The organism is Acinetobacter sp. YH01019 (assembly GCF_013420285.1).
GTDB lineage: Bacteria > Pseudomonadota > Gammaproteobacteria > Pseudomonadales > Moraxellaceae > Acinetobacter > Acinetobacter gandensis.
This window is the reverse complement of sequence record NZ_VOYM01000007.1, coordinates 41,888-64,162: the sequence shown is the minus strand read 5'-3', so window position 1 is coordinate 64,162 and position 22,275 is coordinate 41,888. Positions and strand designations below refer to the sequence as shown.

Here is a 22,275-nt window from a genome sequence, read left to right as displayed (position 1 = left end):
TTGCTCGCATATTTATGCGAGCAATATTTAAATATAAACACCTATATGCGCATTAAATTGCTGAATGTAAAGCACGTAACAGTTGAGTTTTAGTTAAATCAATTCGATTACTACCCTTTTGGAAGCAGTAATATTTCAATGCGCTATCAAGCTCAACCGTAAGCACTTTTTGCTCTGAAATCGACCACACTTTAGATCGATTAGACCCAGAAAGCGCACTACCCGCAAGTTGAAACAAATACAAGTCATGATCACGTTGTAGAGGAATACGTCGACCATCGTCTTTGTGCTCAAAGCGTAAATGACATGGTGAATTCACTAACCATTTTTCACTAAACCACAATTGCAGTAGATCGCCCAAAACCAACTCACGTAAGCCTAATGGCCAGACGTTCACATACGAACCTTCCACGGGTGTTTGATATTGATTGTGATCAGCAATAATTGAAAGATAGTTTTCTTGATAGAAAGAAAAGTTTGAGAAAATTTGAGAAATAGTAAGCGTATTCATTCGCTTTCTCCTGTTTAGCCATTTTAGTGCTGGCAAGTTGGGTTTAAATCCACACTGTTTAAGCTTAGGCTTAAACGCTCTGTTGTTAGATTCAGACTAACAACTGATTTTTTTCTTTGCAAGCATCAAAAGCCATTTTTCTTAAAATTTAGTTTTTTTGTTCAAATAAGAAACACTCGATCACCAATTCTGTCTTTATGAATATTTTTAACTTGACCCCCCTGTAAATCTGCTTATAATCGCATTCAGATTCTCCAATAGCTCAGTCGGTAGAGCGACGGACTGTTAATCCGCAGGTCCCTGGTTCGAGCCCAGGTTGGAGAGCCAAATTCTAAAGCCCATTTTTAAATGGGCTTTTTTAATGCCTTAAATTTAGTGATAGATTTATTTGCAGACTAATTTATACTCTGCAAATCATAGTCATTAGAATAAAAATGTTCATACACGTTGATGCCGAATCAAATAAGCGAGCGCTTAAACAATATCTCACTGCATTCATTTTTCTGATTATTCTATTTTGCCCTTTCGCAATATATTTGGTGAGTTGCACACCTAAAAGTGAAATTGAACAACACCTTGCTACACCGCCAAGCTTATACGAGAGCGAGACCAACTCACTGATTAATAGCAATCAGCAATGGCAAATTCCAGCTGTACAAATTAGTGATGATAATTTTAGTTTCGATGAGTCTAATCCTGCATTAGAACAGATGACTGCTGGTGCGTTTTGGTCTAGCCCAGCTATTTCCCTGCAAAACCAAACTGATCAACTTTATGTTTACATCGACTTCGCTGGTCAACAACAAACACGAAAAGACCTTGAAATTGCTGTCTTACCCATTTGTATTTTAGACAACAACGAAAGCCCTTGTATGAAAGCCGGACTGCATGCAGAAGGTCAAATTTTCAATATTTCTACCAAAGAAAAAACTGAGTATCACACCTTAAATACCAATAAGTCTTGGATTTTCTACGGCCATCACTTTCAAGAAAATTATATTATTCCGCCGAATGCCACACTCAAATTCATTGTAAAAGGCAATATTCCTGAGCACTTAAGCATACAGTGGTTAAGATTAACATTCAGCACAAACCCTATTGTTGAGCAACAACAAAGTTTTATGCTTAATGAACAAGGCAGTGTGAAGTTCAAATATCTACTTGCACTTTTACCGCTATTTATCTTTGCTCTCATACATGTTTATCAAGGTTTTGAAAGCCTTCGAAATTTAACAATAGGCGGCCTCGCAGCGTTGCTCTTCGCCATAAACACAATCATTTGGGATATCCAATATATGGTGATTGGCTGCTTAATTCTATGCTTTGCCAGTGTCTGTTATTGTTTTGAAAATCGCTACTATCGCTTACTTTATCTCAGTGGCTATTTAATTATTGCAGGCTATGCTCAGCAATATTATGATGGTTTTAATAAAGCCTTTTTTTACCCAAACTGGCTTAATTCTAATTATCGGCCTATCCATGTATTTTTTAGAAAGCAATGAAGCATAATTCTCTATGCAAAAAAGCCCTTCAACATGAAGGGCTTTTTTTGTTTAAATCACATTAAAACTCAACGTATATTTATAGCGTTTCAAATCATTTCCTTTGTTTTCAAAAGGCTGTTGATAGTCTATTTTTAATAAATATTGACCTTTATCGGCAATATTAAAATTTAACATTCCATCTTTGTCAGTCTTCAATGTTTTATAAACTTTGGCTTCGCGACTAAAATCAGTTGTTTGAACCAAAATTTCAACAGCCAAGTCTGCTATTGGTTTCTTTTGATCTAAAACTTTAAATTGTGCAGCTTGATCCTGCTGTATAGCATTCGGATGAGTGATAAATTGCACATCAAACCCATCATGTAAATGATGAACGACTGCATTTGTAGTTGCTCGACGCGACACAAAAGTTTCAATAATTTCTTCAGTTTGAACCGTCTTAATTTGTGCTTTCTTGGTTAAATCTGCGCTATAAACAACATTTGCATTCACAGCTTTATTCATATCACGTGTGCCATTAATCAAGTTTTTCCATTGCTTTTGATCTAATGCAAAACGTGCCGTACTACCCTGCTTTATACCACGAATGCGATAAGTACCATCTTGCTTGTTCTCTAAGCTGTAGCTACTTAAAGTCTGAGTCTTCGCCCAATCCGTATCATTTAAATGTATTTTTTCGCCTGAAGGCGTATGTATATGAAAGTTAAAATTTTTAATCGCAATTTCTGAAACAAACGGATTGTCATAAAAACCTGACACGATTGCACTATGATTATTAAACGTCTGATAGCTTAAAGGTGCAACATAAGGATAATGTGCATTTACTTGCCCCATAGAAAATAATGCCAAAGCAAGTAAAGAGATTTGTAGTTTCATAATGACTAAAAATTAAAAAATTTACTGATTCTAAATTCCCTACCAGTAATTGTAAATGATTCTTATTTTTAATTACTTTAAGTGTATAAAAAATCCTCCATTAAGGAGGATTTTTTAATTCACCAACAAAGCTAAAAAGCACACTTTAAGCAGCTTGAGCCGGCACACCACTATGAAAACGGAATAATTCGTCAGGCGAACTAATCAAGTTTTTTTCTACTTCACGAATATGTTCGATACGCATTTGAATATCTTCTTTTGGATTTTTCAACTTATTGGTCGTTGCAACATCTATCGCCAGCGCAAGATAATCCTCATAATGACGTGATTCAGATTTCAGTAAGTAGCGATAGTAACGCCCTAACTCTTCATCGACATGTGGTGCAAGCGCATAAAAACGCTCGCAAGAACGCGCTTCAACAAAAGCTCCGATCACCAATATATCAATCAGCGCTTCAGGCTCATAAGTGCGAACTTCTTTACGCAAACCACCTGCATAGCGGCCTGCACTAATTGCAGTCCACTCTTGACCACGCTTCGCCATCAATTCTAAAACTTGCTCATAATGCAACATTTCTTCACGCACCAGTTGCGCAAGCTTTATTTGCAAATCCGAAAAAAAGCTATAGCGAAACATCAAGTTCATTGCTGTACTTGCTGCTTTCTTTTCACAATTGGCGTGATCCTGCATGAGGATATCCAAGTTGTTCAGCGCTTCATCTAACCACGCTTTAGGTGTTTCACAGCCCAAGAAGCCAATGACTGGCCTCATCAGAGCATCGTAATCAATATTCGACATAGACTTTACTTAAATTAACGTGCAGCTTTAATTGCAGCTTTCATTTGCTGTACAGCTTGCGCCAAACCAATAAACACTGCATCCGCAATAATGGAATGACCAATATTCAATTCATGAATTTGTGGAATTTTGGCAATCGCAGTGACATTTTCCAAATTTAAACCATGGCCTGCATTGACAATTAAGCCTTTAGCAGCAGCATATTCCGCACCAGCGATAATACGCTCAAGTTCATGTTGCTGTGCTTCAGCCGTTTCAGCATCCGCATAAGCACCTGTATGCAATTCGATAGTAGGTGCACCACAAGCAATTGCGGCATCAATCTGCGCAATATCAGCATCAATAAATAACGACACTTCACAGCCAATTGCAGCTAGCGCCTGCGTTGCTTGTTTGACATCTTCGAAATGCCCCACAACATCTAAACCACCTTCAGTCGTCACTTCCTGACGTTTTTCAGGAACAAAACAAACATAATGCGGTTTAATTTCCTTAGCGAATTCCACCATTTCAGGTGTCACAGCCATCTCAAGATTCATATGGGTCTTAAGCACTGGACGCATACGACGTACATCATCATCTTGAATATGACGACGATCTTCACGTAAATGCAATGTAATGCCTTCTGCACCAGCTTGCTCACAAATCAGTGCTGCATTCACAGGATCTGGATAAGTCGTTCCACGCGCCTGACGTAAAGTAGCCACATGGTCAATATTCACACCAAGTAAAGCAGCCATAATAATTTCCTAATGACGTTGAATTTGAGAATTTTGAATCCACAACTGACGGCTTTTTAACGGCCGATCTCCCAACAGAGACGTGATCATTTGTCGATAGAGCTTAGAGAGTAATTGTAACTGTTCAGGGCTAAATTCCCCACCCTTTTCATAATTACACATACTTAAAATATGTTGCCCCAACAATGAGGCACGAGATGGTTTTATAATTGGCTGGAAGCCATCATTTAATTGAAAGTGATAGTGTTCATTTGGCTGTATTTCCTGTTGATTTGCATCCATAGAATAATCTAAAGGAAAACCGAGTTCTTCAAGCAATTCATGCTCAAACTGCCTTAAAATCTGTCTTAAAAATACATCCGGCTGAGCCTGTTCAGACATCGTTTGTAATTGCGCAAGCGTTTTCGCATATTGTAAAAATGTTTGCGGCATTTCAACTTCAAGTGGACAAAGTCGAAGTAAAACTTCATTTAAATAAAAACCAGAAAAAAACGCATCGCCATAAAAAAATATAGGCTTATTTACGATTTCTAGTTTACTGAAGTTTTTCAGTTCAGACTTACCCGATGCCTGCACACAAATTGGTTGGTATTGGGGTGGCGGAGTTTGTCGCAAAATGCCATCCACACGGCCATGCTCCTGTGTGAACAAATGCACAATGTGACTTTTTTCGCGGTATTTACGATGGTGAATTAAATAACCATGCAGTACTTCATTACGCATGATTTAAATAGTTAATCCTTATTTTTTTTCTTATCAGATTCTTCTTCATTTTCATCATCCCCATCGGGAATGACCGCACCTACAACTGCTGCTGTACCTTTGACAACACCCTTTGTCGTCTTATAAGCCACTTTGACAGGAACAGTAACGATCTTATGAATACACCCTTGTAGAAACAAAACACATGCTACAACAGCCAAGACTTTCATCATTACTCTTCCCTCAAAGTTTCTATGCTTAGTGATTAGATATCACTATAGCCCAAGCTTTTCAATGCACGTTCATCATCAGACCAACCACCTTTAACTTTTACCCAAAGTGTCAGCATGATCTTTTGTTCGAACATTTTTTCCATATCAACACGCGCATCCATGCCAATTTTCTTCAGCTTGGCGCCCTTTTCACCAATCACAATTGCCTTTTGACCAGAGCGATCAACAAAAATAGTCGCATCGATATAGGTACATGCAGCTTTAGGACGACCCGTTTTCGGGTTAACTGTTGCTTCTTCCGTCTTAAATGATTCAATTTGAACGGTTAAATCATAAGGAAGTTCCTCACCCAATTGACGCATGATTTTTTCGCGAATAATTTCAGAAGCAAGGAAGCGCTCTGAACGATCCGTTAATTGCTCAAGTGAATACAACGGCGGTTGGAACGGCAAATATTTTTCAATCGTGCTACGCAAATGATCCAAATTCGCACCACGAAGTGCTGAAACTGGAACAATTTCTGCAAAATTCATCAATTTTGCGCGTTCTTGTATTAAAGGTAATGCATGGTTTTTGTTTTCTAGCGTATCAATTTTATTGATCACTAGAATCACAGGCATATCAGCATTTTTTAGCTTTTCAAGGACCAAATCATCATTCTGTGTCCATTTGTCTGCATCAATTACAAACAGAACTAAATTCACGTCGCGAAGTGCTGAGTGCGCTGCACGATTCATCATTTTATTGATGGCACGTACTTCTTTTTTGTGCATCCCTGGAGTATCTACAAATACTGCCTGAGATTTTTCACGTGAATCAATACCCACAATTTTATGACGTGTGGTTTGTGGCTTACGCGAGGTAATCGAAAGTTTTTGACCCAAAATATGGTTCATTAAGGTCGACTTACCTACGTTTGGACGACCGACGATCGCTACAAAACCACTCTTAAAATCTGCCGGAATTTCCGTGCCTTGTGCACTAAAGAACTGGCTAATTAAATCGTTACTGTCGCCTTGCGACTCGTGATCAGCATCAACGTGATCGGAATGAGTAGTCATTAAGACTTTTTCTCCAAAATTTCTAAGATTTCTGCCGCTACTGCTTGCTCAGCAAAGCGACGGCTTGATCCTTCACCGTATTTAACAGGCAGACCCACCACGGTACATTCCACTTTGAAATGTTGATTTGGTGCGTCACCCTGAATATCTACAACCTCGTAAACCGGGAGAGGTTTTTTACGTGCTTGTAAATACTCTTGTAAACGTGATTTAGGGTCTTTCAGTTGATCAGTAGGTTCAATATGATCTAAATATGGAACGTACCATTTCAAAACAATAGGTTCTAAAATTTTGAGATCCTGACAATCGACATAGATAGCTCCAATGATCGATTCTACTGTATCCGCCAGTATAGACTCACGATGATGACCGCCAGATTTCAATTCACCTGTGCTTAGAATTAATTCTTGGCTCAGTTTTAAATCATTGGCGATTTTACCTAGGGCTTCCTGACGAACAAGCGTCGCACGCATACGCGTTAGACGCCCCTCGTTCTCATGCGGATAAGCATGATACAAATAATTGGCAATTATCATTCCCAACAATGAGTCGCCTAGATATTCTAGACGTTCATAATTGGTTTTATGGCTCACCGATCGGTGGGTCAAGGCCAGTTGTAACAATGCAGGTTGTTTAAACTGATAACCGATACGACTTGCTAAACGAGCTTCATTTAGCTTGGACTGAGCTTTGATCAAAACTTTTCTCGAACTTCAACACAATATCAATATTCAATAAGAAAGGTTTTCTTATCTCATAATCTTTTTTCACTTGTAGACCATCTACATTTGTGACTTGAGCAATATCCTTAAAGTTTAAATCACGCACACCATTCATATCTAGACGCTGAGACATCTGAGATTCAAATTTAGATGGCGCAATATTTTTAGGACTACTCTTCATTAACGCTTCAATTTCGCTGTTAACCAAGCGGTCATCAACATACGGTCCCCAAACCGCAATTAAAGCCTTTGCTAAAAAAGCAAAACCAATCACCGCAATTAAAATTGCGATATAAGACGTTCCCCGTTGATGTCTCATTTTATTTTCCTGATGTAAGACTAATCAATACTACCATTACGACTAAATGAAGGTAGTTTTAAACCAGGTTCCTTATGCATCCACTTATAAAAAGCACGTCCAGTTAAATTTTCTTCAGGTACAAAACCCCAGAAACGACTGTCAGCACTTTGATCACGATTATCCCCCATCGCAAAATAGTGACCTTCAGGAACCTTAACTTCCCAATATAAACCATTTTCAGTCGAATATTTACCATTTTCAACATAGTTGATAAATGGTGCTTGACGGGCAACATTCACCCCTTCAAGTTCACGCATGGTAAATGTATGCGTACCCATCGTTTCTTTGTGATAAATCGCAGTAGGCGTATCTAAAGTATCTTTTTCACGGCTAAGTTCAACTGGAACTTTTGCCACTTTTTGACCATTAATACTGAGCTGCCCATGATCATAAACAATATGATCACCCGGCAAACCTACAACACGTTTGATGTAACTAATGGTTGGTTGTGGCGGGTAGCGAAATACGATGACATCACCACGTTCGGGCTCACCCACATCAATAATTTTTTTATTGATAATTGGCAAACGCACACCGTAATCAAATTTATTCACCACAATAAAATCACCGGTTTCTAGGGTTGGAACCATAGAATCAGATGGAATATTGAAAGGTTCATATAAGAATGAACGCAAAATTAACACCACAGCTAATACAGGCCAGAAGTCATAAGCCCATGTGATAATGACATTTTCATTGCCTTTACCTTTTGTCTGTCGTTGTTTCCAGACCAATTTATCCAACAGCCACACTAAGAAAAAGATGACTGTGACAGGTACAAGGATCAAATTAAAATCAAAATCCATGAGCTCATTTACCTCTTTTTATTATCTGTCTACTTTCAATACTGCAAGGAACGCTTCTTGTGGGATTTCAACACTACCCACTTGCTTCATACGTTTCTTACCTTCTTTTTGTTTCGCTAAGAGTTTTTTCTTACGCGATACGTCGCCACCATAACATTTCGCCAATACGTTTTTACGCATCGCTTTGACAGTTGAACGAGCAATGATTTGTGCACCAATAGCAGCTTGAATCGCAACATCAAACATTTGACGTGGAATTAAGTCTTTCATTTTTTCCACAAGTGCAATACCACGATGGCGTGCATCTTGACGGTGGCAAATCATGGCCAAGGCATCAACCTTATCACCATTAATTAACACATCTACCTTAACCAAAGATGAAGACTCAAAACGCACAAAATTATAATCCAATGATGCAAAGCCACGTGAGCAAGATTTCAATTTATCAAAGAAATCCATGACCACTTCAGCCATTGGAATTTCAAAGGTAATTGATACTTGGTTCGCCATAAACTTCATATCTTTTTGAACACCACGGCGCTCAACACACAAAGTCATGACATTACCTAAGTATTCTTGAGGCACTAAGATATGACACTCTGCAATTGGTTCACGTAAGTCTTCAACCGTTGAACCATCAGGCATTTTAGATGGGCTGTCGATATAAATGGTTTGACCATTTTTCATAACTGCTTCGTAAATTACGGTTGGTGCAGATGAAATAAGATCTAAATCGTATTCACGTTCCAGACGCTCTTGTACGATTTCCATGTGCAGCATACCTAAGAAGCCGCAGCGGAAACCAAAACCTAAAGCATCCGAACTTTCAGGTTCAAAGAATAAAGCCGAGTCATTAATTTGTAATTTATGTAATGCTTCACGGAATGGTTCGAAATCGCTTGCATCAATTGGGAACAAACCTGCATAAACCTGCGGCTTCACTTTTTTGAAACCTGGTAAGCTTTCAACTTCTGGTGTTGTTGCAAGTGTGATGGTATCACCGACTGGTGCACCAAAAATATCTTTAATACCAGCAATAACGAAGCCTACTTCACCCGCTTCAAGCACGCCTGTTTCAGTATGTTTTGGATTGAAGATACCTACAGATGTAATAATGTGCGTTTGGCCTGTTGATTTCATCAACATTTTGTCGCCTTTACGCACACGACCTTCTTTCACACGTACTAAAGAAACCACACCTAAGTAGTTATCAAACCAAGAGTCGATAATCAAAGCTTGTAACGGCGCTTCACGGTCACCTTGCGGTGCAGGAATGACATTGACTAGTGTTTCAAGCACACCTTCAATCCCCAAACCTGTTTTTGCCGAACAAGTTGGTGCTTCAGTTGCTTCAATCCCGATAATGTCTTCAATTTCTTGAATCACACGCTCAGGCTCTGCTTGCGGTAAATCAATCTTATTTAATACAGGCAGAACTTCCAAGCCCTGTTCGATCGCGGTATAGCAATTTGCTACTGATTGAGCTTCAACACCTTGTGCAGCATCAACAACCAATAAAGCACCTTCACACGCAGCCAATGAACGAGATACTTCATAAGAGAAGTCAACGTGTCCTGGTGTATCAATAAAGTTGAGTTGATACTCTTCACCGTTTGGATGCGTGTAATACAAGGTAACAGACGCAGCTTTAATCGTAATACCACGTTCACGCTCAAGCTCCATAGAATCAAGAACCTGTGCTTGCATTTCACGATCTTGTAGACCTCCACAAGTTTGAATAAATCGGTCCGCTAGCGTCGATTTACCATGATCAATATGCGCAATGATCGAGAAATTACGAATGTTTTTAATATCAACAGATTTTTTAGCTTGCGCCATGGGCTACCTTGAAAAAAATAAAGCGCTATGCAATCAATATTTAATGCATAGCAAAAGCCGAATAGAAATTGCGAAGGATTATAGCAGATGGATTTTTCAAAGTATCGAAAATAATGCAAAGCTTTTAGAGAGAGCATCATTCTGCAAAAATGATGCGGCAAAATACGTATTGTTTAGGTTATTCAGCTTTATTTCCACCATCATCATACTGACTAAAATCCATAGGATTTTCTGTAGATGCTAAAGGTTGATAAGCTTGAGTAAACGTCGGAGACATACGCTTTGGACGCCCTGTTGCAATTTCTACACACGCCCACTGGGTGTTGGCTGTAAATAAAATCGCTTTGTCTTTAGGGCGATAAAATACATACTGCCGAAACGAATACAATGCATTGATATCATTCAACCATGTCCGCAAAATGATTTCTTCACCTTCAAATGCTGCTTTACGGTATTGCACATGATGTTCAACAGCCACCATGGCATGCTTCAATTCAATATATTCTTTTAAGCCTAAACCCAAAGCTTCAATATGTGCTGTTGCGACATCTTGCATCCAACTGACATACACCACGTTATTTACATGATTTAATGTATCGATATGTTCAGCTTGAACTGTAATTTTTAAATCAAAGATATCGCTCATAGCGTCCTGCAAATTTTAAACTATGTCCCACAGTCTACTCATTTTTATCTAAGGGTAAATTGCAAAAACACTAAAGTTAAAAAAACCACTCGCTTGGAGTGGTTTTAATTTAGTAACTCATTACTGAATGCGCATACCAACAATGGCGCTTTGCCCTTCACGGATTAACGAAACACGTGCAATACTGCCATTTTTCAAATCAGAAACTGCTTTAACAAAGTCTTCAGAGTTATTCACGACTTTGTTATTAATTTGAGTGACGACATCACCCGGCTGGATACGCGCTTGTGCTGCAATACCACCTGCACGAACATCCTGAATGAGCACCCCACCTTTTAATTTTAAGCGAGATGTTTCATCTGCTGTCAGATTGCGAATTGACACCCCTATCACAGGTCCTTTACGTACAGGAGTCACTTCAGCTTTGGCTGGTGTATCACCCGGTGCTGTAATTAAAGTTGCAGAAATATTCTGACGCTTATCATCACGTAACACTTCTAATTGAATTTTTTGGTTCGGCCCTACGCGGTTTAGGTAATTGAGTAATTCACCGGTACGTGAAATTGGGGTGCCATTGAATTTTAAAATTACATCACCCGCTTTAAAACCGGCTTTGGCAGCAGGTGAATTTGGCGCCACTTGCGTAATCAATGAACCTTCTGGTTTTGACAAATTATAAGATTCCGCCAAATTGCGATCGACATCTTGCAACATCACACCTAAATATGCACGCGTCACTTTACCGTTTTTCTTCAACTGATCTGCTACATCCATCGCAACATCAATCGGAATAGAGAATGACAAGCCCATATACCCCCCCGTACCACTAAAAATACGAGAGTTCACACCAACTACCTCACCCGACTGATTAAAAAGCGGACCACCTGAGTTACCTGGGTTTAAAGCCACATCGGTCTGAATAAACGGAACTGAAGTTTCCCCCATCATGTTACGCATTTTTGCACTAACAATACCCGCCGATGCCGAATAATCAAAACCAAACGGAGAACCAATCGCAAGTACAGGCTCACCCACACGCAAGCGATCAACATTGCCTGTGCGAAGTTCAGGGAAATTACTACCATTCACTTTTAATAAGGCAACATCAGTGCGCTCATCGCTTCCAACGACCGTTGCATCAATCTCACGACGGTCATTCAACACAATCGTAACTTTAGACGCATCCTCAACCACATGATGATTTGTCAATAAATAACCATCTTTACTGATAAAGAATGCACTACCGTAACCTGTTTTTTCTTGTGGTGCTTTTTGTTGTGGAATAATGACCTGATTACCAAAGAAGCGGCGTAAAATTTCAGGAACCTGCTGTTGTAATAGTTCTTCTTGGCTTAACTTTTTAACAACATTTACACTCACAACCGCAGGGCTTACCTGCTCGACTAAATTCGAAAAATCCACAGGGCCAGCAGCTTGTGTCTGTGCTGTTGCAACCGTAAATACTGCTGCATACAATCCTTTTTGTAAGTACGATTTGTTCATTTTTAGCATTCACCCAATTGTGCTTATCATTTGAAATATGTTTGTTTTTATCACAAAGCAAGTCTTTGCTTCGTAATAAAATGTTGGATCAATTCTTAAGAATATTATCTTAATTATTCCTTAAATATTACACATCTATGAATATTTTTCATTATTCTTAAACATTCATGCCCTTGCCTTTTTGATCAAAAAACGTTGTGATGATCGGATATTTTTAAAATTAGCTGATGGACATGTCTAATTTAAACACTACACATCATTTTGATGTGATTATTGTGGGAAGCGGTGGTGCAGGCCTAAGTTTGGCACTTTCCCTGCCAGATCATTTCAATATTGCAGTACTTGCAAAATCGACCCTGACCGATGCCAGTACCTATTTTGCCCAAGGTGGCGTAGCTGCAGTACTCGATAAAACTGATTCGATTGAACAACATATTGATGACACGATGATTGCAGGTGCGCATCTATGTGAATTCGATGCAGTTAAACAAACGGTCAAAGGTGGAAAACCTTCAGTAGATTTTTTACTTAATCAAGGTGTGCAATTTACCTTAGATGAACAAGCACAATTACACCTTACTCGTGAAGGCGGTCACTCTCAGCGACGCATTATTCATGCAGCAGATGCCACAGGTCGTGCTATTTCCACAACATTGGTTGAACGTGCACAAGAAAAAACCAATATCCATATCTTTGAAAATTTTATTGCGATCGATTTAATCACCAGTCAAAAGCTGAATCCACACGCTGAAAATCGTGCCCTTGGCCTGTATGCACTGGATGAAAGTAATGAAAAAGTACATACCTTCCTAGCACCATTTACAGCACTTGCTTGTGGTGGAGCCATGAAAGCATATTTATATACATCCAACCCCGATATTGCGACTGGTGACGGTATTGCCATGGCCTATCGAGCAGGTTGCCGTGTTGCCAACATGGAGTTTAACCAGTTCCATCCAACCTGTTTATATCACCCGCAAGCACGCTCTTTCTTAATTACCGAAGCCATGCGCGGTGAAGGTGCATATTTACGTCTACCAGATGGTGAACGTTTTATGCTACGTTTTGATGAACGTGCTGAACTTGCCCCACGGGATATTGTGGCGCGTGCGATTGACTATGAAATTAAACGTCTTGGTATTCGCCATGTATGGCTAGACATTACCCATCAACCCGCTGAATTTATTACAGAACACTTTCCAACACTGTATGCACGCTTACTCGAATTAGGTATCGATATTACCAAAGAGATGATTCCTGTAGTTCCTGCAGCACATTACACTTGTGGCGGTGTCGTTGTCGACGAGAACAGTCAAACTGACATTTCAGGTTTGTATGCGATTGGCGAAACGTCCTATACCGGACTTCATGGTGCCAATCGAATGGCCAGTAACTCTTTACTTGAATGCTTTGTTTATGGCATGAGCGCAGCAAAACATATTCAGGAAAATTTTAAAGCAGATCAACCAATATCTACAATACCGGCATGGGATGATTCACAAGTAACCAATCCAGATGAAGATGTGGTGATTTTGCAAAACTGGGATGAATTACGCCAAACCATGTGGAATTACGTCGGTATTGTTCGTACTACAAAGCGCCTCCAACGTGCCCTACACCGCATTGAAATGCTTAAGCGTGAAATCACCGAGTACTATCAAGATTATCAAGTCAGCAAAAACTTAATTGAATTACGCAATTTAGTCTTGGTATCAGAAATGATTGTTCGCTGTGCCATGGAACGTAAAGAATCACGTGGCTTACATTTTACTTTGGATTATCCAGAACAAGCAGATGAACTGCGTAAAACAGTGTTAACACCACCTGATTTCACGGTTGATTGCCCTGTAGTAAATACTGAGTTAGTCTCTTAAAACTTTTAAATCAAAAAAGAAGCCGCACATTATGTCGGCTTTTTTTGATTTTACTATCCATAAATATGTAGCGCAGCTTTGAAAGTTTCTAAGTGCAGATTTACCAGATCATCCATATTCTGATAGCCCCCAGCCAATACAAACATCAACGGTATATCTGCACGTTTAGCCAAGTTAAAAACCATTTCTTCGCGTTTTTGTATCAAAGTGGTGCTAAACCATGATGAGCCAAAAGGGTCAGCTTGATGACAATCCATCCCTGCTTGATAAATAATTAAATCTGCACCCCATGCTTTAGCTTGCTGTATTCCTTCATGTATAGCCAAAGTATATTGTGCGAAATTTCCACGATCTTTATGCACATGCCGTGTTAAAGAACGTTCATAAGTGGGACAACCAAAATGTAGCCCATAAATACTAAAATTAAAAAGGTTCTCTAACCGTCTTGTAAACTCAGCTGTGCCATTCCCCCCATGTTGATCGCAATCGAGTACAAAGATTTTTTTATTCGGATTCTGCTGTGCCACCAAAGCCAAACCATTGAATGTGCAAAATGATCCACCGTATTCATACACTGCATGATGAAAACCCTGTGCAACATTTGCTGCAATGCCTTTTTGCAAAGCCATTTCTGCTGCCATCAACTGCCCTGCATTGATTCTCAGCACTGCATCTCTAAGCTGGGTATTCCAAGGCTTAAAGCCTGAAAAGGTCGCAAGCTTAGTGGGCTTCCCTGTCATAAATGCGTCCACATAAACAGGATCATGCACTTGGCTTAAAATTTCAGCGTCAATACACTCAGGTTCATATATTCGGATGTTCTGACATTGTTCTAAAGCTGTTCCAACTGCTAATAATTTTTCCATACTATTGGTATGGGTATGAGCAAAATATTTTGGCGAAAAGCATACATCTAACATGATGGAAACACTCAAAGTTGCGCTATTGCCACATCTATTAATTGCTGGAGCTCAGTCGTACCTGGACTATACAGACCATTATCCACTTGCTGCTGAAAATGCGTGCTGAATGCACGTTTTCGATTTTGTGGCGACACGGCCAAAGTCGTTAAGCGTAAAAACCACCAACCAGAAATGGCCTGATAAGGAATCACAAAACCTTTAAACTCCCGATTTTGTCGTTTTTCAACTAATTGTTCAGCATCATAACTCACGGAAAAAAGTGAACCTGCTGGAATACGAACACCATTCATGAGTACAGGTTTCAAACTGATACAAGAATGGTTATCCCCCATATTTAATTTTTCCATAAATATGGGCTGACCGTGTACATCTACAAAAATATTAATTTCACCGTTACGTAATACACGTCGATGTGCGATTTTTAAAAAGAAATTTTCAGCCATTGGACATGAGCCAACTTTTGGCTTATCAACCAGTGCTTGCACTTCAACAATTTGGTTTTCAATCGGGGATTTTGGCAAAATCACATCTTCAATCAAGGAACAAATAAGCTGACTTTCTTCTAAATTTGCATGTTGCTGGATTTGACGCAAACTTTTTTGGAGACGTAATTCTTTCTCTAAAACATCGCAAAATTCTGTAGCTTGTTCAGATTGATTCAATTGCTGAATATTTTGATTCAAATCCAGATTACGCCAACTTGACAAATCTACATGATATGCACGACTTTGATCTAAAATTTTGCGTAAACCGTGCGTGTCATATTGATCAAAAAGTTTAAGATCTTGAAATTCATGTGATACGCGCGGCACATTAATATATTCAGCTAACACACGTGTGGCTTGGGTATAGCCACAGCCACGTCGTTCAGTTTGATGTGAGTAATGCTCATTCAGCATTTCTGTCAATTTTTCTGACAAAGGATATGCATGATCCTGAAAGAGCCGAACAACTTCATGTGCAGTAGCAGTCATGTATTTAACCAATCAAATCTGTGATTCAATTATAGATTTAAAACAGCACTTATGAGTTGATTGATTTCTACTAAGCTTTTGAAATTATGCAAATAAAAATACACTACGCAGAAAATTCACCAACCAATGCACAATTTATTTAGACAGACTGCTGCATTTTAATCCAATGTAATGGATCAACTGCATATTTTCAGTTCAATGTCGCTGCGGAGGAATCGAATAGCTACCGGTAATATGAGCCACAGGCTCTTCAACACCCTCTGAATAAACCAATACCTCACCATAAATGATGCTTTTACCGACCTTAAGTAATCGACATTCTCCCCGCAAGTCTTTATTCGCCTCAGGCTTTCTTAAAAAGTTAATATTCATACTTGTGGTGACTGCAAGTCCGACAATTCCAATCTCTGCAAGTATTGCCACATACAATGCAAAGTCCGCCAAAGTCATCATAGTCGGGCCTGAAACAGTATTGCCAGGCCGCAAATCTTTTTCAGTCACATGCCAAATTAAAGTGGCAGCCTTTTCACCAACTTCTACGATAGTGCAATGCTTTAAACTTGGTGCAAATTCAGTTTCAAGGAAATTAATAATCTCCTGTTTTGTAGCATGCATAAAAATCATCCATAACTTTTGCTATGAATGATTTTTAAATCAAATGCCTAACAAATACTATGGCATTTTAGATCTGCTGTAGATGCGATAATGCCTGTTGGAAAACATGCTCAGGTGTTTGGGTTGCGTCAAGGCGTTTCATTCGTTCAGGGTGCGTTTGATGAATCTCAGCAAAACCTGATCTTACTTTCTCAAAGAAAGCTGCTTTCTCTTGCTCAAAACGGTCTAAAGCACCACGCTCTCTTGCTCTTAACATTCCTGTTTCTATCGGTGCATCAAGCCAAAAAGTAATATCGGGTATACGCGCAACAAAACTTGCATTTAAGACGTTGAGTTTGTCACGATCTAAGCCACGTCCTGCACATTGATAAGCAAAACTCGAATCGGCAAAACGATCACATAAAACGATTTTACTTTCTGCCAATGCCGGTAAAATCACGCGCGCCAAATGCTGCGCACGTGCAGCATACATAAGCAACAATTCGGTATCATCACTCATTGCTTCATCATGATTGACGGCCAAAAGTAATGCACGAATTTGTTCAGCCATAGGTGTACCACCCGGCTCACGTGTAAGTACGACATTTTTACCCAAATTTTGGAAATGATCATGTAATTTACGAATGAGTGTAGTTTTACCCACACCTTCCGTGCCTTCAAAGCTAATAAACATGCTCACTCCTTAGTTTTTCGCACGAATTACAGATAAATATTCTTGTACCGCGCGATTATGGTCTTGCAAATTACTGCTAAATTTATGGCCGCCATTTCCTGTTGCAACAAAATATACATTGTTAGATGAATCAGGATGCATTGCAGCTTCAATGGCTTTTTGACTCGGCAAAGCAATCGGTGTTGGTGGTAAACCATTAATCGTGTAAGTGTTATAGGCTGTTGGTGTACGTAAGTCCTGACGCGTAATATTACCGTTGTACTTATTGCCCATACCGTAAATCACAGTTGGATCTGTTTGCAAACGCATCCCTTGTTTGAGACGACGCACAAATACACCAGACACTTGTTCAAGCTCACTATCAATACTGGTTTCTTTTTCAATAATCGACGCCATGATCAAGGCTTCATATTTATCTTTATACGGTAAATCATTAGCACGATTTGCCCAGGCTTGATCAAGCGATTTCATTTGACGTTGGTACAAATCTTTTAAAATTTTACGATCAGACTCACCTTTGGCAAAGAAATAAGTATTCGGAGCAAATAAACCCTCTGGGTGTGAATATGGAATACCCAGTTCCTGCAAAATCTTTGAATAAGGCAGATTGCTAATGTCATGCGTTACCAATGGATCACTTTTCAATGCATCAATCAGTTGCTTAAAGGTCGTCCCTTCAATCACTAAAATACGATTCATTTGTGCATTTTCAGAGTTCGAAATCAACTCCATCACATCACGCACACTCATGCCTTCATGAATTTCATACACACCTGCTTTTAAGGTGTCATTAATCATGATTTTTTGATACAGCTTTAAAATGATCGGGAAGCTTACCTGTTTGTCCTTTGCTAGACGGTCGATAAATCCAGAATAAGTGTCACCAGTTCCAATGGCTAACATCTGTTTCTTACCGTCGATAGGATATGCTTTAAACAGGCTTGACCACAATAGCATGGCAAGCAAAAGCACAACGCCAACCAAAACAACAAAGATAGCTTTCAAAGGAAAACCTGTCTTCACAGGCTTTTTCTTATTGGATTTTTTCGAGGCAGCGGACATATTAATGAATCTGATTTAATTGAAGCGTCTGGAAAAGTTCAATACAAGTTTGAACATCTAATACAACCCCATTCAGAGTTGATGCAATTTTCATTGGACTCAGTGCATTACAGAAGAATACGCTTTTAAAATCAGCAATTTCGTCCATATAAATATAGCGCTGTGTGCAATTTATACCATGTTGTTGCATACGTTTCAGAATTTCTGCCCGCATGACTCCATGCACACCATTATAACCAAGTTCAGGCGTGATCCATCCTTCATTTGTATGAATAAAACAATTACTGCTCACACCTTCAACAACTGAACCCTGCACATCGGTCACCAATGCTTCTAACCAGCCCTTTTCATCTAGTTCCGCTTTAAGCATGACTTGTTCTAAACGGTTTAAAGACTTTAACCCGACCAAATTAGGCATGGTTAAACCAATTGCCTGTTGAAGGATGCCACTATCAACAATGTCATAATTAAAATCATCTACCTTTTTAGGATAATAAAATACCCATACATCAGCAGGATGATCAGGCAAGCTGTAACCACGCTGCCCCTCACCTCGACTCAGCACGATTTTAATTGTGCCATTGACCGCATCACTTTTGCGCAGCAGTTTTAGTGTTTGTTCAATCAAGTCTAAATTGGCACTTAGCTTTAAACGTTCATTACTCAGCTTTAAACGTGCTAAATGTAAGGGCCACAGTTCAATCTGACCCTGACGAATACGTGCTGTAGTAAAGCAGCCATCACCATAATGAAATGCTCGATCTAGCAAATCAATATGTTCAATTTGCTGGGTATTTTTAAAACACTGCATAGCGCGTTATCCCAATTCAATCTGCCTAGTTTAAAAAATTACGAAGACAAATGTATTTCTTTTTTGGTCATATTAAATTCTTTTTTTATTATTTTTTCTGCATAAAAACTACAGATACTCTTACTTCATTAAATAAAACATGCACAAAAATGAGGCACACATGAACATTGCAAAACTAAAAATTGGGGTATTGGCTGCGTTAATTTCGACAACAGCATTCAGCGTATCGGCCAAAGATTTCTTAAATGTCTCTTATGACCCTACACGTGAGTTGTACGATAACTTTAATAAAGACTTTGGTGCATATTGGAAAAAGACCACAGGACAAGACATTAACTATAAACAATCACATGGCGGCTCAGGTAAACAAGCACGTGCTGTCATTGATGGCTTAGATGCCGATGTCGTCACGCTTGCACTTGCTGCCGATATTGATGAAATTGCAGCACGTGGCTTAGTGGCTAAAGACTGGCAGAAAAAATTCCCACAGAACTCGACACCTTATACCTCAACTATTGTCTTCCTTGTGCGTAAAGGCAATCCAAAGGCTATTAAAGATTGGGGCGACCTGATCAAGCCAGGTGTTGAAATTATTACACCAAATCCGAAAACCTCTGGAGGTGCACGTTGGAACTATTTAGCTGCATGGGCTTGGGCTAAACACCAACCTGCGGGTAACGATAGTAAAGCTCAGGAATTCGTTCGTCAGATTTATAAACAAACCAAAGTACTTGATTCAGGTGCTCGCGGTGCAACAACAACATTTGCTGAACGTGGCATTGGCGATGTATTACTGGCTTGGGAAAATGAAGCACATTTGGCTGTGCGCGAACAACCCGGTAAATTTGAAATCATTACACCATCTTTATCGATTTTAGCTGAGCCACCAGTGGCAATTGTTGAAAAGAATGTGAAAAAAGACGGTAATGAAAACTTAGCCAAGGCATATTTGAACTATCTATATTCACCTGCAGGTCAAACCATTGCCGCACAAAATTACTATCGTCCACGTAATGCAGCAGTTTTAGCGAAATATAAAAATGTATTTAAACCTTTAAAACTCGTCACGATTGACAAAGAGTTTGGTGGTTGGGGCAAAGTACAAAACAAACATTTTGAAAATGGCGGTATTTTCGATCAAATTGTAAAAACCAATAATTCAAAATAAGTTAAGCATTTCACTAAAGCATCGATCTTTTACATAAGGTCGGTGCTTTTTTACACCCACACTCTTTATTATCTTTTTTATTCATATTAAATTCGTTTTTAATTATTTTTTATGCATAAAGATAAGCGCTATTCTGCATCCATGTTACAAACCATGTAAAAAAATATTGAGGTTCACATGAGCATTTCCGCTAAATTAAAATTGGGTGTTTTAGCTGCTGTAGTATCCACCCTTTCATTGGGCGCAGCAGCAAAAGATTTTTTAAACGTATCTTATGACCCGACGCGTGAATTGTACGAAAGTGTGAATAAAGACTTCAGTAAATATTGGGAAAGCCGTACAGGTCAAAAAATTAATTTCAAACAATCACACGGTGGTTCAGGCAAACAAGCACGTGCTGTGTTAGATGGTTTGGATGCCGATGTTGTGACGCTTGCCTTAGCTGCTGACATTGATGTTTTAACTGAAAAAACCCAACTTCTCCCAGCAGATTGGCAAAAGAAACTACCACACAACTCAACTCCTTATACATCAACGATTGTTTTCCTTGTCCGTAAAGGCAACCCAAAAGCGATTAAGGACTGGGGCGATCTTGTGAAACCGGGTGTGGGCATTATTACCCCAAACCCAAAAACTTCAGGCGGTGCACGTTGGAACTATTTAGCTGCATGGGCGTGGGCTAAACACCAAGCTGGCGGTAGTGATACAACAGCGCAAGAATTTGTTCGTAAAATTTATAAAAATACCAAAGTCCTTGATTCAGGTGCACGTGGTTCAACGACAACATTTGCTGAACGCGGTATCGGTGATGTTTTATTGGCTTGGGAAAATGAAGCGCATCTAGCTATTCGTGAACAACCAGGTAAATTTGAAATTGTGACTCCATCACTTTCAATTTTAGCTGAACCGCCTGTTGCGATTGTTGAAAAAAATGCCGAGAAAAAAGGCAACTTAAATTTAGCCAAAGGTTATTTAAACTTCCTTTATTCACCTCGTGGCCAACAAATTGCAGCTCAAAACTTCTATCGCCCGCGTGATGCCAAAACATTGGCACAGTACAGCAAAGTTTTTCAGCCATTAAAACTCGTTACGATAGATAAAGAGTTTGGTGGTTGGAATAAAGTACAAAAAGCACATTTCGAAAATGGCGGTGTATTTGACCAAATTGTAAAAGCCAACAATGGCAAATAAACCAACCGCTTTGACTGAATAAGGAGCATTGACATGACACATACAGTAATTGTCCCTGGTGTAGGCGGAAGCGAACATGCACATTGGCAGTCATGGTTACAGCGTCAACTGATGTCATGCTCTCGTGTTCAACAAAAAGACTGGAATCACCCTGTACTTAAAGACTGGATCAAACAATTTTTAAAAACTGTTCGTCCACTCCAAGGTGATATTCAAATTGTGGCTCATAGCTTTGGCTGCTTAACCACAGTAGCTGCACTTGCGCTGCACCCTGAACTAAATCAAAAAATTAAAAATTTAGTTTTGGTTGCACCAGCAAACCCGGCTCGCTTTGGTGAAAATGGTTTCGCACGTAATAGTGCGACAGACTACAAAGCGTTCTTTCATCAGTTAAGTATTCGTGTACCCGCAACCATGTTGATCAGTGAAAATGATCCTTGGCTAGCATTTGACGATGCCAAGCAACTTGCTGACGCTTGGAAGTTATATCCGGTCAATATGGGTGCTGTTGGACATATTAATGTTGCATCGGGTTTTGGCCCATTCCCTGAAATTTACAATTACTTAATTTCAGAAAATTCTATGCAACATATCAATATAACTGATGATCACAAGTATTTATTTAAATTTGCTTTTTAAGCACTGCTAACTATGCTTGTCGCGAATTCATTTTTTAAATTTTT

24 protein-coding genes and 1 tRNA gene are annotated in these 22,275 nt (G+C 39.3%); 6 read left to right on the top strand and 19 right to left on the bottom strand.

Features of this window, described 5'->3' with window-relative positions; translation table 11 throughout:
* Positions 1-52: 52 nt before the first annotated feature.
* Complete coding sequence (locus FTT84_RS03365; protein ID WP_067765117.1) at positions 53-511, bottom strand: hypothetical protein; 459 nt, start codon at positions 509-511, stop codon at positions 53-55.
* A 251-nt stretch (positions 512-762) separates the two neighbouring features.
* On the opposite strand from FTT84_RS03365, the gene FTT84_RS03360 reads away from it, so the two are divergent.
* Together FTT84_RS03360 and FTT84_RS03355 are read left to right on the top strand one after the other, a co-directional pair.
* Positions 763-838, top strand: a tRNA-Asn gene (locus FTT84_RS03360).
* 107 nt (positions 839-945) lie between these two features.
* Positions 946-2,013: a hypothetical protein gene (locus FTT84_RS03355; protein ID WP_180080007.1), complete on the top strand. Its 1,068-nt coding sequence runs from the start codon at positions 946-948 to the stop codon at positions 2,011-2,013.
* Between the two features lie 51 nt (positions 2,014-2,064).
* Here the strand turns inward: FTT84_RS03355 and FTT84_RS03350 are convergent, their stop codons facing one another.
* The 12 genes from FTT84_RS03350 to FTT84_RS03295 all read right to left on the bottom strand — a co-directional run bounded on the left by FTT84_RS03350 (position 2,065) and on the right by FTT84_RS03295 (position 12,301).
* Positions 2,065-2,889, bottom strand: coding sequence for a DUF4198 domain-containing protein (locus tag FTT84_RS03350; RefSeq protein ID WP_180080005.1), 825 nt, complete (start codon positions 2,887-2,889; stop codon positions 2,065-2,067).
* A gap of 145 nt (positions 2,890-3,034) precedes the next feature.
* A complete protein-coding gene (locus tag FTT84_RS03345) occupies positions 3,035-3,688 on the bottom strand; it encodes a tRNA-(ms[2]io[6]A)-hydroxylase (RefSeq protein ID WP_180080003.1) in 654 nt (217 codons plus the stop codon).
* A gap of 14 nt (positions 3,689-3,702) precedes the next feature.
* Positions 3,703-4,428 carry a pyridoxine 5'-phosphate synthase gene (pdxJ, locus tag FTT84_RS03340; RefSeq protein ID WP_180080001.1) on the bottom strand — a complete coding sequence of 242 codons (726 nt, stop codon included), beginning with the start codon at positions 4,426-4,428 and terminating at the stop codon, positions 3,703-3,705.
* Between the two features lie 9 nt (positions 4,429-4,437).
* Positions 4,438-5,154 carry a DNA repair protein RecO gene (locus FTT84_RS03335; RefSeq protein ID WP_171256693.1) on the bottom strand — a complete coding sequence of 239 codons (717 nt, stop codon included), beginning with the start codon at positions 5,152-5,154 and terminating at the stop codon, positions 4,438-4,440.
* A gap of 8 nt (positions 5,155-5,162) precedes the next feature.
* On the bottom strand, positions 5,163-5,363 hold the full coding sequence (locus FTT84_RS03330; protein ID WP_067765136.1) for an NF038104 family lipoprotein: 201 nt from the start codon (positions 5,361-5,363) through the stop codon (positions 5,163-5,165).
* Between the two features lie 32 nt (positions 5,364-5,395).
* Complete coding sequence (gene era / locus FTT84_RS03325; protein WP_067765139.1) at positions 5,396-6,424, bottom strand: GTPase Era; 1,029 nt, start codon at positions 6,422-6,424, stop codon at positions 5,396-5,398.
* A complete protein-coding gene (rnc, locus tag FTT84_RS03320) occupies positions 6,424-7,122 on the bottom strand; it encodes a ribonuclease III (protein ID WP_180056894.1) in 699 nt (232 codons plus the stop codon). The genes era and rnc overlap by 1 nt, the downstream gene beginning before the upstream one ends.
* Complete coding sequence (locus FTT84_RS03315) at positions 7,094-7,465, bottom strand: DUF4845 domain-containing protein (RefSeq protein WP_067765145.1); 372 nt, start codon at positions 7,463-7,465, stop codon at positions 7,094-7,096. Before FTT84_RS03315 ends, rnc begins: the two co-directional genes overlap by 29 nt.
* A 20-nt stretch (positions 7,466-7,485) precedes the next feature.
* Positions 7,486-8,313, bottom strand: coding sequence for a signal peptidase I (lepB, locus tag FTT84_RS03310; RefSeq protein ID WP_067765148.1), 828 nt, complete (start codon positions 8,311-8,313; stop codon positions 7,486-7,488).
* A gap of 21 nt (positions 8,314-8,334) precedes the next feature.
* The gene (gene lepA / locus FTT84_RS03305; protein WP_067765150.1) at positions 8,335-10,152 is read right to left on the bottom strand and encodes a translation elongation factor 4; all 1,818 of its coding nucleotides are present in this window, start codon (positions 10,150-10,152) and stop codon (positions 8,335-8,337) included.
* 178 nt (positions 10,153-10,330) lie between these two features.
* Positions 10,331-10,798 carry a thioesterase family protein gene (locus FTT84_RS03300; protein ID WP_180079999.1) on the bottom strand — a complete coding sequence of 156 codons (468 nt, stop codon included), beginning with the start codon at positions 10,796-10,798 and terminating at the stop codon, positions 10,331-10,333.
* Positions 10,799-10,918: 120 nt separating this feature from the next.
* Positions 10,919-12,301 (bottom strand): Do family serine endopeptidase, encoded by a 1,383-nt coding sequence (locus tag FTT84_RS03295; RefSeq protein ID WP_180079996.1) that lies wholly within the window; start codon positions 12,299-12,301, stop codon positions 10,919-10,921.
* 227 nt (positions 12,302-12,528) lie between these two features.
* Here FTT84_RS03295 and nadB point away from each other — a divergent pair, with 227 nt between their 5' ends.
* Complete coding sequence (gene nadB / locus FTT84_RS03290) at positions 12,529-14,175, top strand: L-aspartate oxidase (protein WP_180079994.1); 1,647 nt, start codon at positions 12,529-12,531, stop codon at positions 14,173-14,175.
* Positions 14,176-14,228: 53 nt separating this feature from the next.
* Here nadB and FTT84_RS03285 read toward each other — a convergent pair whose 3' ends face one another.
* The 6 genes from FTT84_RS03285 to pabC all read right to left on the bottom strand — a co-directional run bounded on the left by FTT84_RS03285 (position 14,229) and on the right by pabC (position 19,233).
* On the bottom strand, positions 14,229-15,095 hold the full coding sequence (locus FTT84_RS03285) for a histone deacetylase (RefSeq protein ID WP_180079992.1): 867 nt from the start codon (positions 15,093-15,095) through the stop codon (positions 14,229-14,231).
* An 11-nt stretch (positions 15,096-15,106) separates the two neighbouring features.
* Entirely contained in the window at positions 15,107-16,072 is a 966-nt protein-coding gene (locus FTT84_RS03280) for a hypothetical protein (protein WP_067765158.1), read from the bottom strand.
* Positions 16,073-16,267: 195 nt separating this feature from the next.
* Positions 16,268-16,687, bottom strand: coding sequence for a PaaI family thioesterase (locus FTT84_RS03275; RefSeq protein WP_180079990.1), 420 nt, complete (start codon positions 16,685-16,687; stop codon positions 16,268-16,270).
* Positions 16,688-16,754: 67 nt separating this feature from the next.
* The gene (gene tmk, locus FTT84_RS03270) at positions 16,755-17,360 is read right to left on the bottom strand and encodes a dTMP kinase (RefSeq protein ID WP_067765161.1); all 606 of its coding nucleotides are present in this window, start codon (positions 17,358-17,360) and stop codon (positions 16,755-16,757) included.
* A gap of 9 nt (positions 17,361-17,369) precedes the next feature.
* Positions 17,370-18,422, bottom strand: coding sequence for an endolytic transglycosylase MltG (mltG, locus tag FTT84_RS03265; RefSeq protein ID WP_180079988.1), 1,053 nt, complete (start codon positions 18,420-18,422; stop codon positions 17,370-17,372).
* 1 nt (position 18,423) lies between these two features.
* Positions 18,424-19,233 (bottom strand): aminodeoxychorismate lyase, encoded by an 810-nt coding sequence (gene pabC / locus FTT84_RS03260; RefSeq protein ID WP_180079986.1) that lies wholly within the window; start codon positions 19,231-19,233, stop codon positions 18,424-18,426.
* 160 nt (positions 19,234-19,393) lie between these two features.
* Between pabC and FTT84_RS03255 the strand changes: the two genes are divergently transcribed.
* The 3 genes from FTT84_RS03255 to FTT84_RS03245 all read left to right on the top strand — a co-directional run bounded on the left by FTT84_RS03255 (position 19,394) and on the right by FTT84_RS03245 (position 22,231).
* Positions 19,394-20,401, top strand: coding sequence for a sulfate ABC transporter substrate-binding protein (locus tag FTT84_RS03255; protein ID WP_180079984.1), 1,008 nt, complete (start codon positions 19,394-19,396; stop codon positions 20,399-20,401).
* 177 nt (positions 20,402-20,578) lie between these two features.
* Positions 20,579-21,592 carry a sulfate ABC transporter substrate-binding protein gene (locus FTT84_RS03250; RefSeq protein ID WP_180079982.1) on the top strand — a complete coding sequence of 338 codons (1,014 nt, stop codon included), beginning with the start codon at positions 20,579-20,581 and terminating at the stop codon, positions 21,590-21,592.
* A 33-nt stretch (positions 21,593-21,625) separates the two neighbouring features.
* Positions 21,626-22,231 (top strand): alpha/beta hydrolase, encoded by a 606-nt coding sequence (locus FTT84_RS03245; RefSeq protein ID WP_067765174.1) that lies wholly within the window; start codon positions 21,626-21,628, stop codon positions 22,229-22,231.
* Positions 22,232-22,275: the final 44 nt, after the last annotated feature.

Bases quoted from the DNA above. Each gene is read 5' to 3' on its own strand.
- pabC (WP_180079986.1), bottom strand. From the start codon at position 19,233: ATGCAGTGTTTTAAAAATACCCAGCAAATTGAACATATTGATTTGCTA.
- era (WP_067765139.1), bottom strand. From the start codon at position 6,424: ATGACTACTCATTCCGATCACGTTGATGCTGATCACGAGTCGCAAGGC.
- FTT84_RS03330 (WP_067765136.1), bottom strand. From the start codon at position 5,363: ATGATGAAAGTCTTGGCTGTTGTAGCATGTGTTTTGTTTCTACAAGGG.
- FTT84_RS03255 (WP_180079984.1), top strand. From the start codon at position 19,394: ATGAACATTGCAAAACTAAAAATTGGGGTATTGGCTGCGTTAATTTCG.
- pdxJ (WP_180080001.1), bottom strand. From the start codon at position 4,428: ATGGCTGCTTTACTTGGTGTGAATATTGACCATGTGGCTACTTTACGT.
- FTT84_RS03350 (WP_180080005.1), bottom strand. From the start codon at position 2,889: ATGAAACTACAAATCTCTTTACTTGCTTTGGCATTATTTTCTATGGGG.
- FTT84_RS03280 (WP_067765158.1), bottom strand. From the start codon at position 16,072: ATGACTGCTACTGCACATGAAGTTGTTCGGCTCTTTCAGGATCATGCA.
- FTT84_RS03295 (WP_180079996.1), bottom strand. From the start codon at position 12,301: ATGAACAAATCGTACTTACAAAAAGGATTGTATGCAGCAGTATTTACG.
- FTT84_RS03275 (WP_180079990.1), bottom strand. From the start codon at position 16,687: ATGCATGCTACAAAACAGGAGATTATTAATTTCCTTGAAACTGAATTT.
- FTT84_RS03250 (WP_180079982.1), top strand. From the start codon at position 20,579: ATGAGCATTTCCGCTAAATTAAAATTGGGTGTTTTAGCTGCTGTAGTA.
- lepA (WP_067765150.1), bottom strand. From the start codon at position 10,152: ATGGCGCAAGCTAAAAAATCTGTTGATATTAAAAACATTCGTAATTTC.
- FTT84_RS03365 (WP_067765117.1), bottom strand. From the start codon at position 511: ATGAATACGCTTACTATTTCTCAAATTTTCTCAAACTTTTCTTTCTAT.
- FTT84_RS03355 (WP_180080007.1), top strand. From the start codon at position 946: ATGTTCATACACGTTGATGCCGAATCAAATAAGCGAGCGCTTAAACAA.
- FTT84_RS03245 (WP_067765174.1), top strand. From the start codon at position 21,626: ATGACACATACAGTAATTGTCCCTGGTGTAGGCGGAAGCGAACATGCA.
- tmk (WP_067765161.1), bottom strand. From the start codon at position 17,360: ATGTTTATTAGCTTTGAAGGCACGGAAGGTGTGGGTAAAACTACACTC.
- FTT84_RS03345 (WP_180080003.1), bottom strand. From the start codon at position 3,688: ATGTCGAATATTGATTACGATGCTCTGATGAGGCCAGTCATTGGCTTC.
- mltG (WP_180079988.1), bottom strand. From the start codon at position 18,422: ATGTCCGCTGCCTCGAAAAAATCCAATAAGAAAAAGCCTGTGAAGACA.
- FTT84_RS03315 (WP_067765145.1), bottom strand. From the start codon at position 7,465: ATGAGACATCAACGGGGAACGTCTTATATCGCAATTTTAATTGCGGTG.
- FTT84_RS03285 (WP_180079992.1), bottom strand. From the start codon at position 15,095: ATGTTAGATGTATGCTTTTCGCCAAAATATTTTGCTCATACCCATACC.
- nadB (WP_180079994.1), top strand. From the start codon at position 12,529: ATGGACATGTCTAATTTAAACACTACACATCATTTTGATGTGATTATT.
- lepB (WP_067765148.1), bottom strand. From the start codon at position 8,313: ATGGATTTTGATTTTAATTTGATCCTTGTACCTGTCACAGTCATCTTT.
- FTT84_RS03300 (WP_180079999.1), bottom strand. From the start codon at position 10,798: ATGAGCGATATCTTTGATTTAAAAATTACAGTTCAAGCTGAACATATC.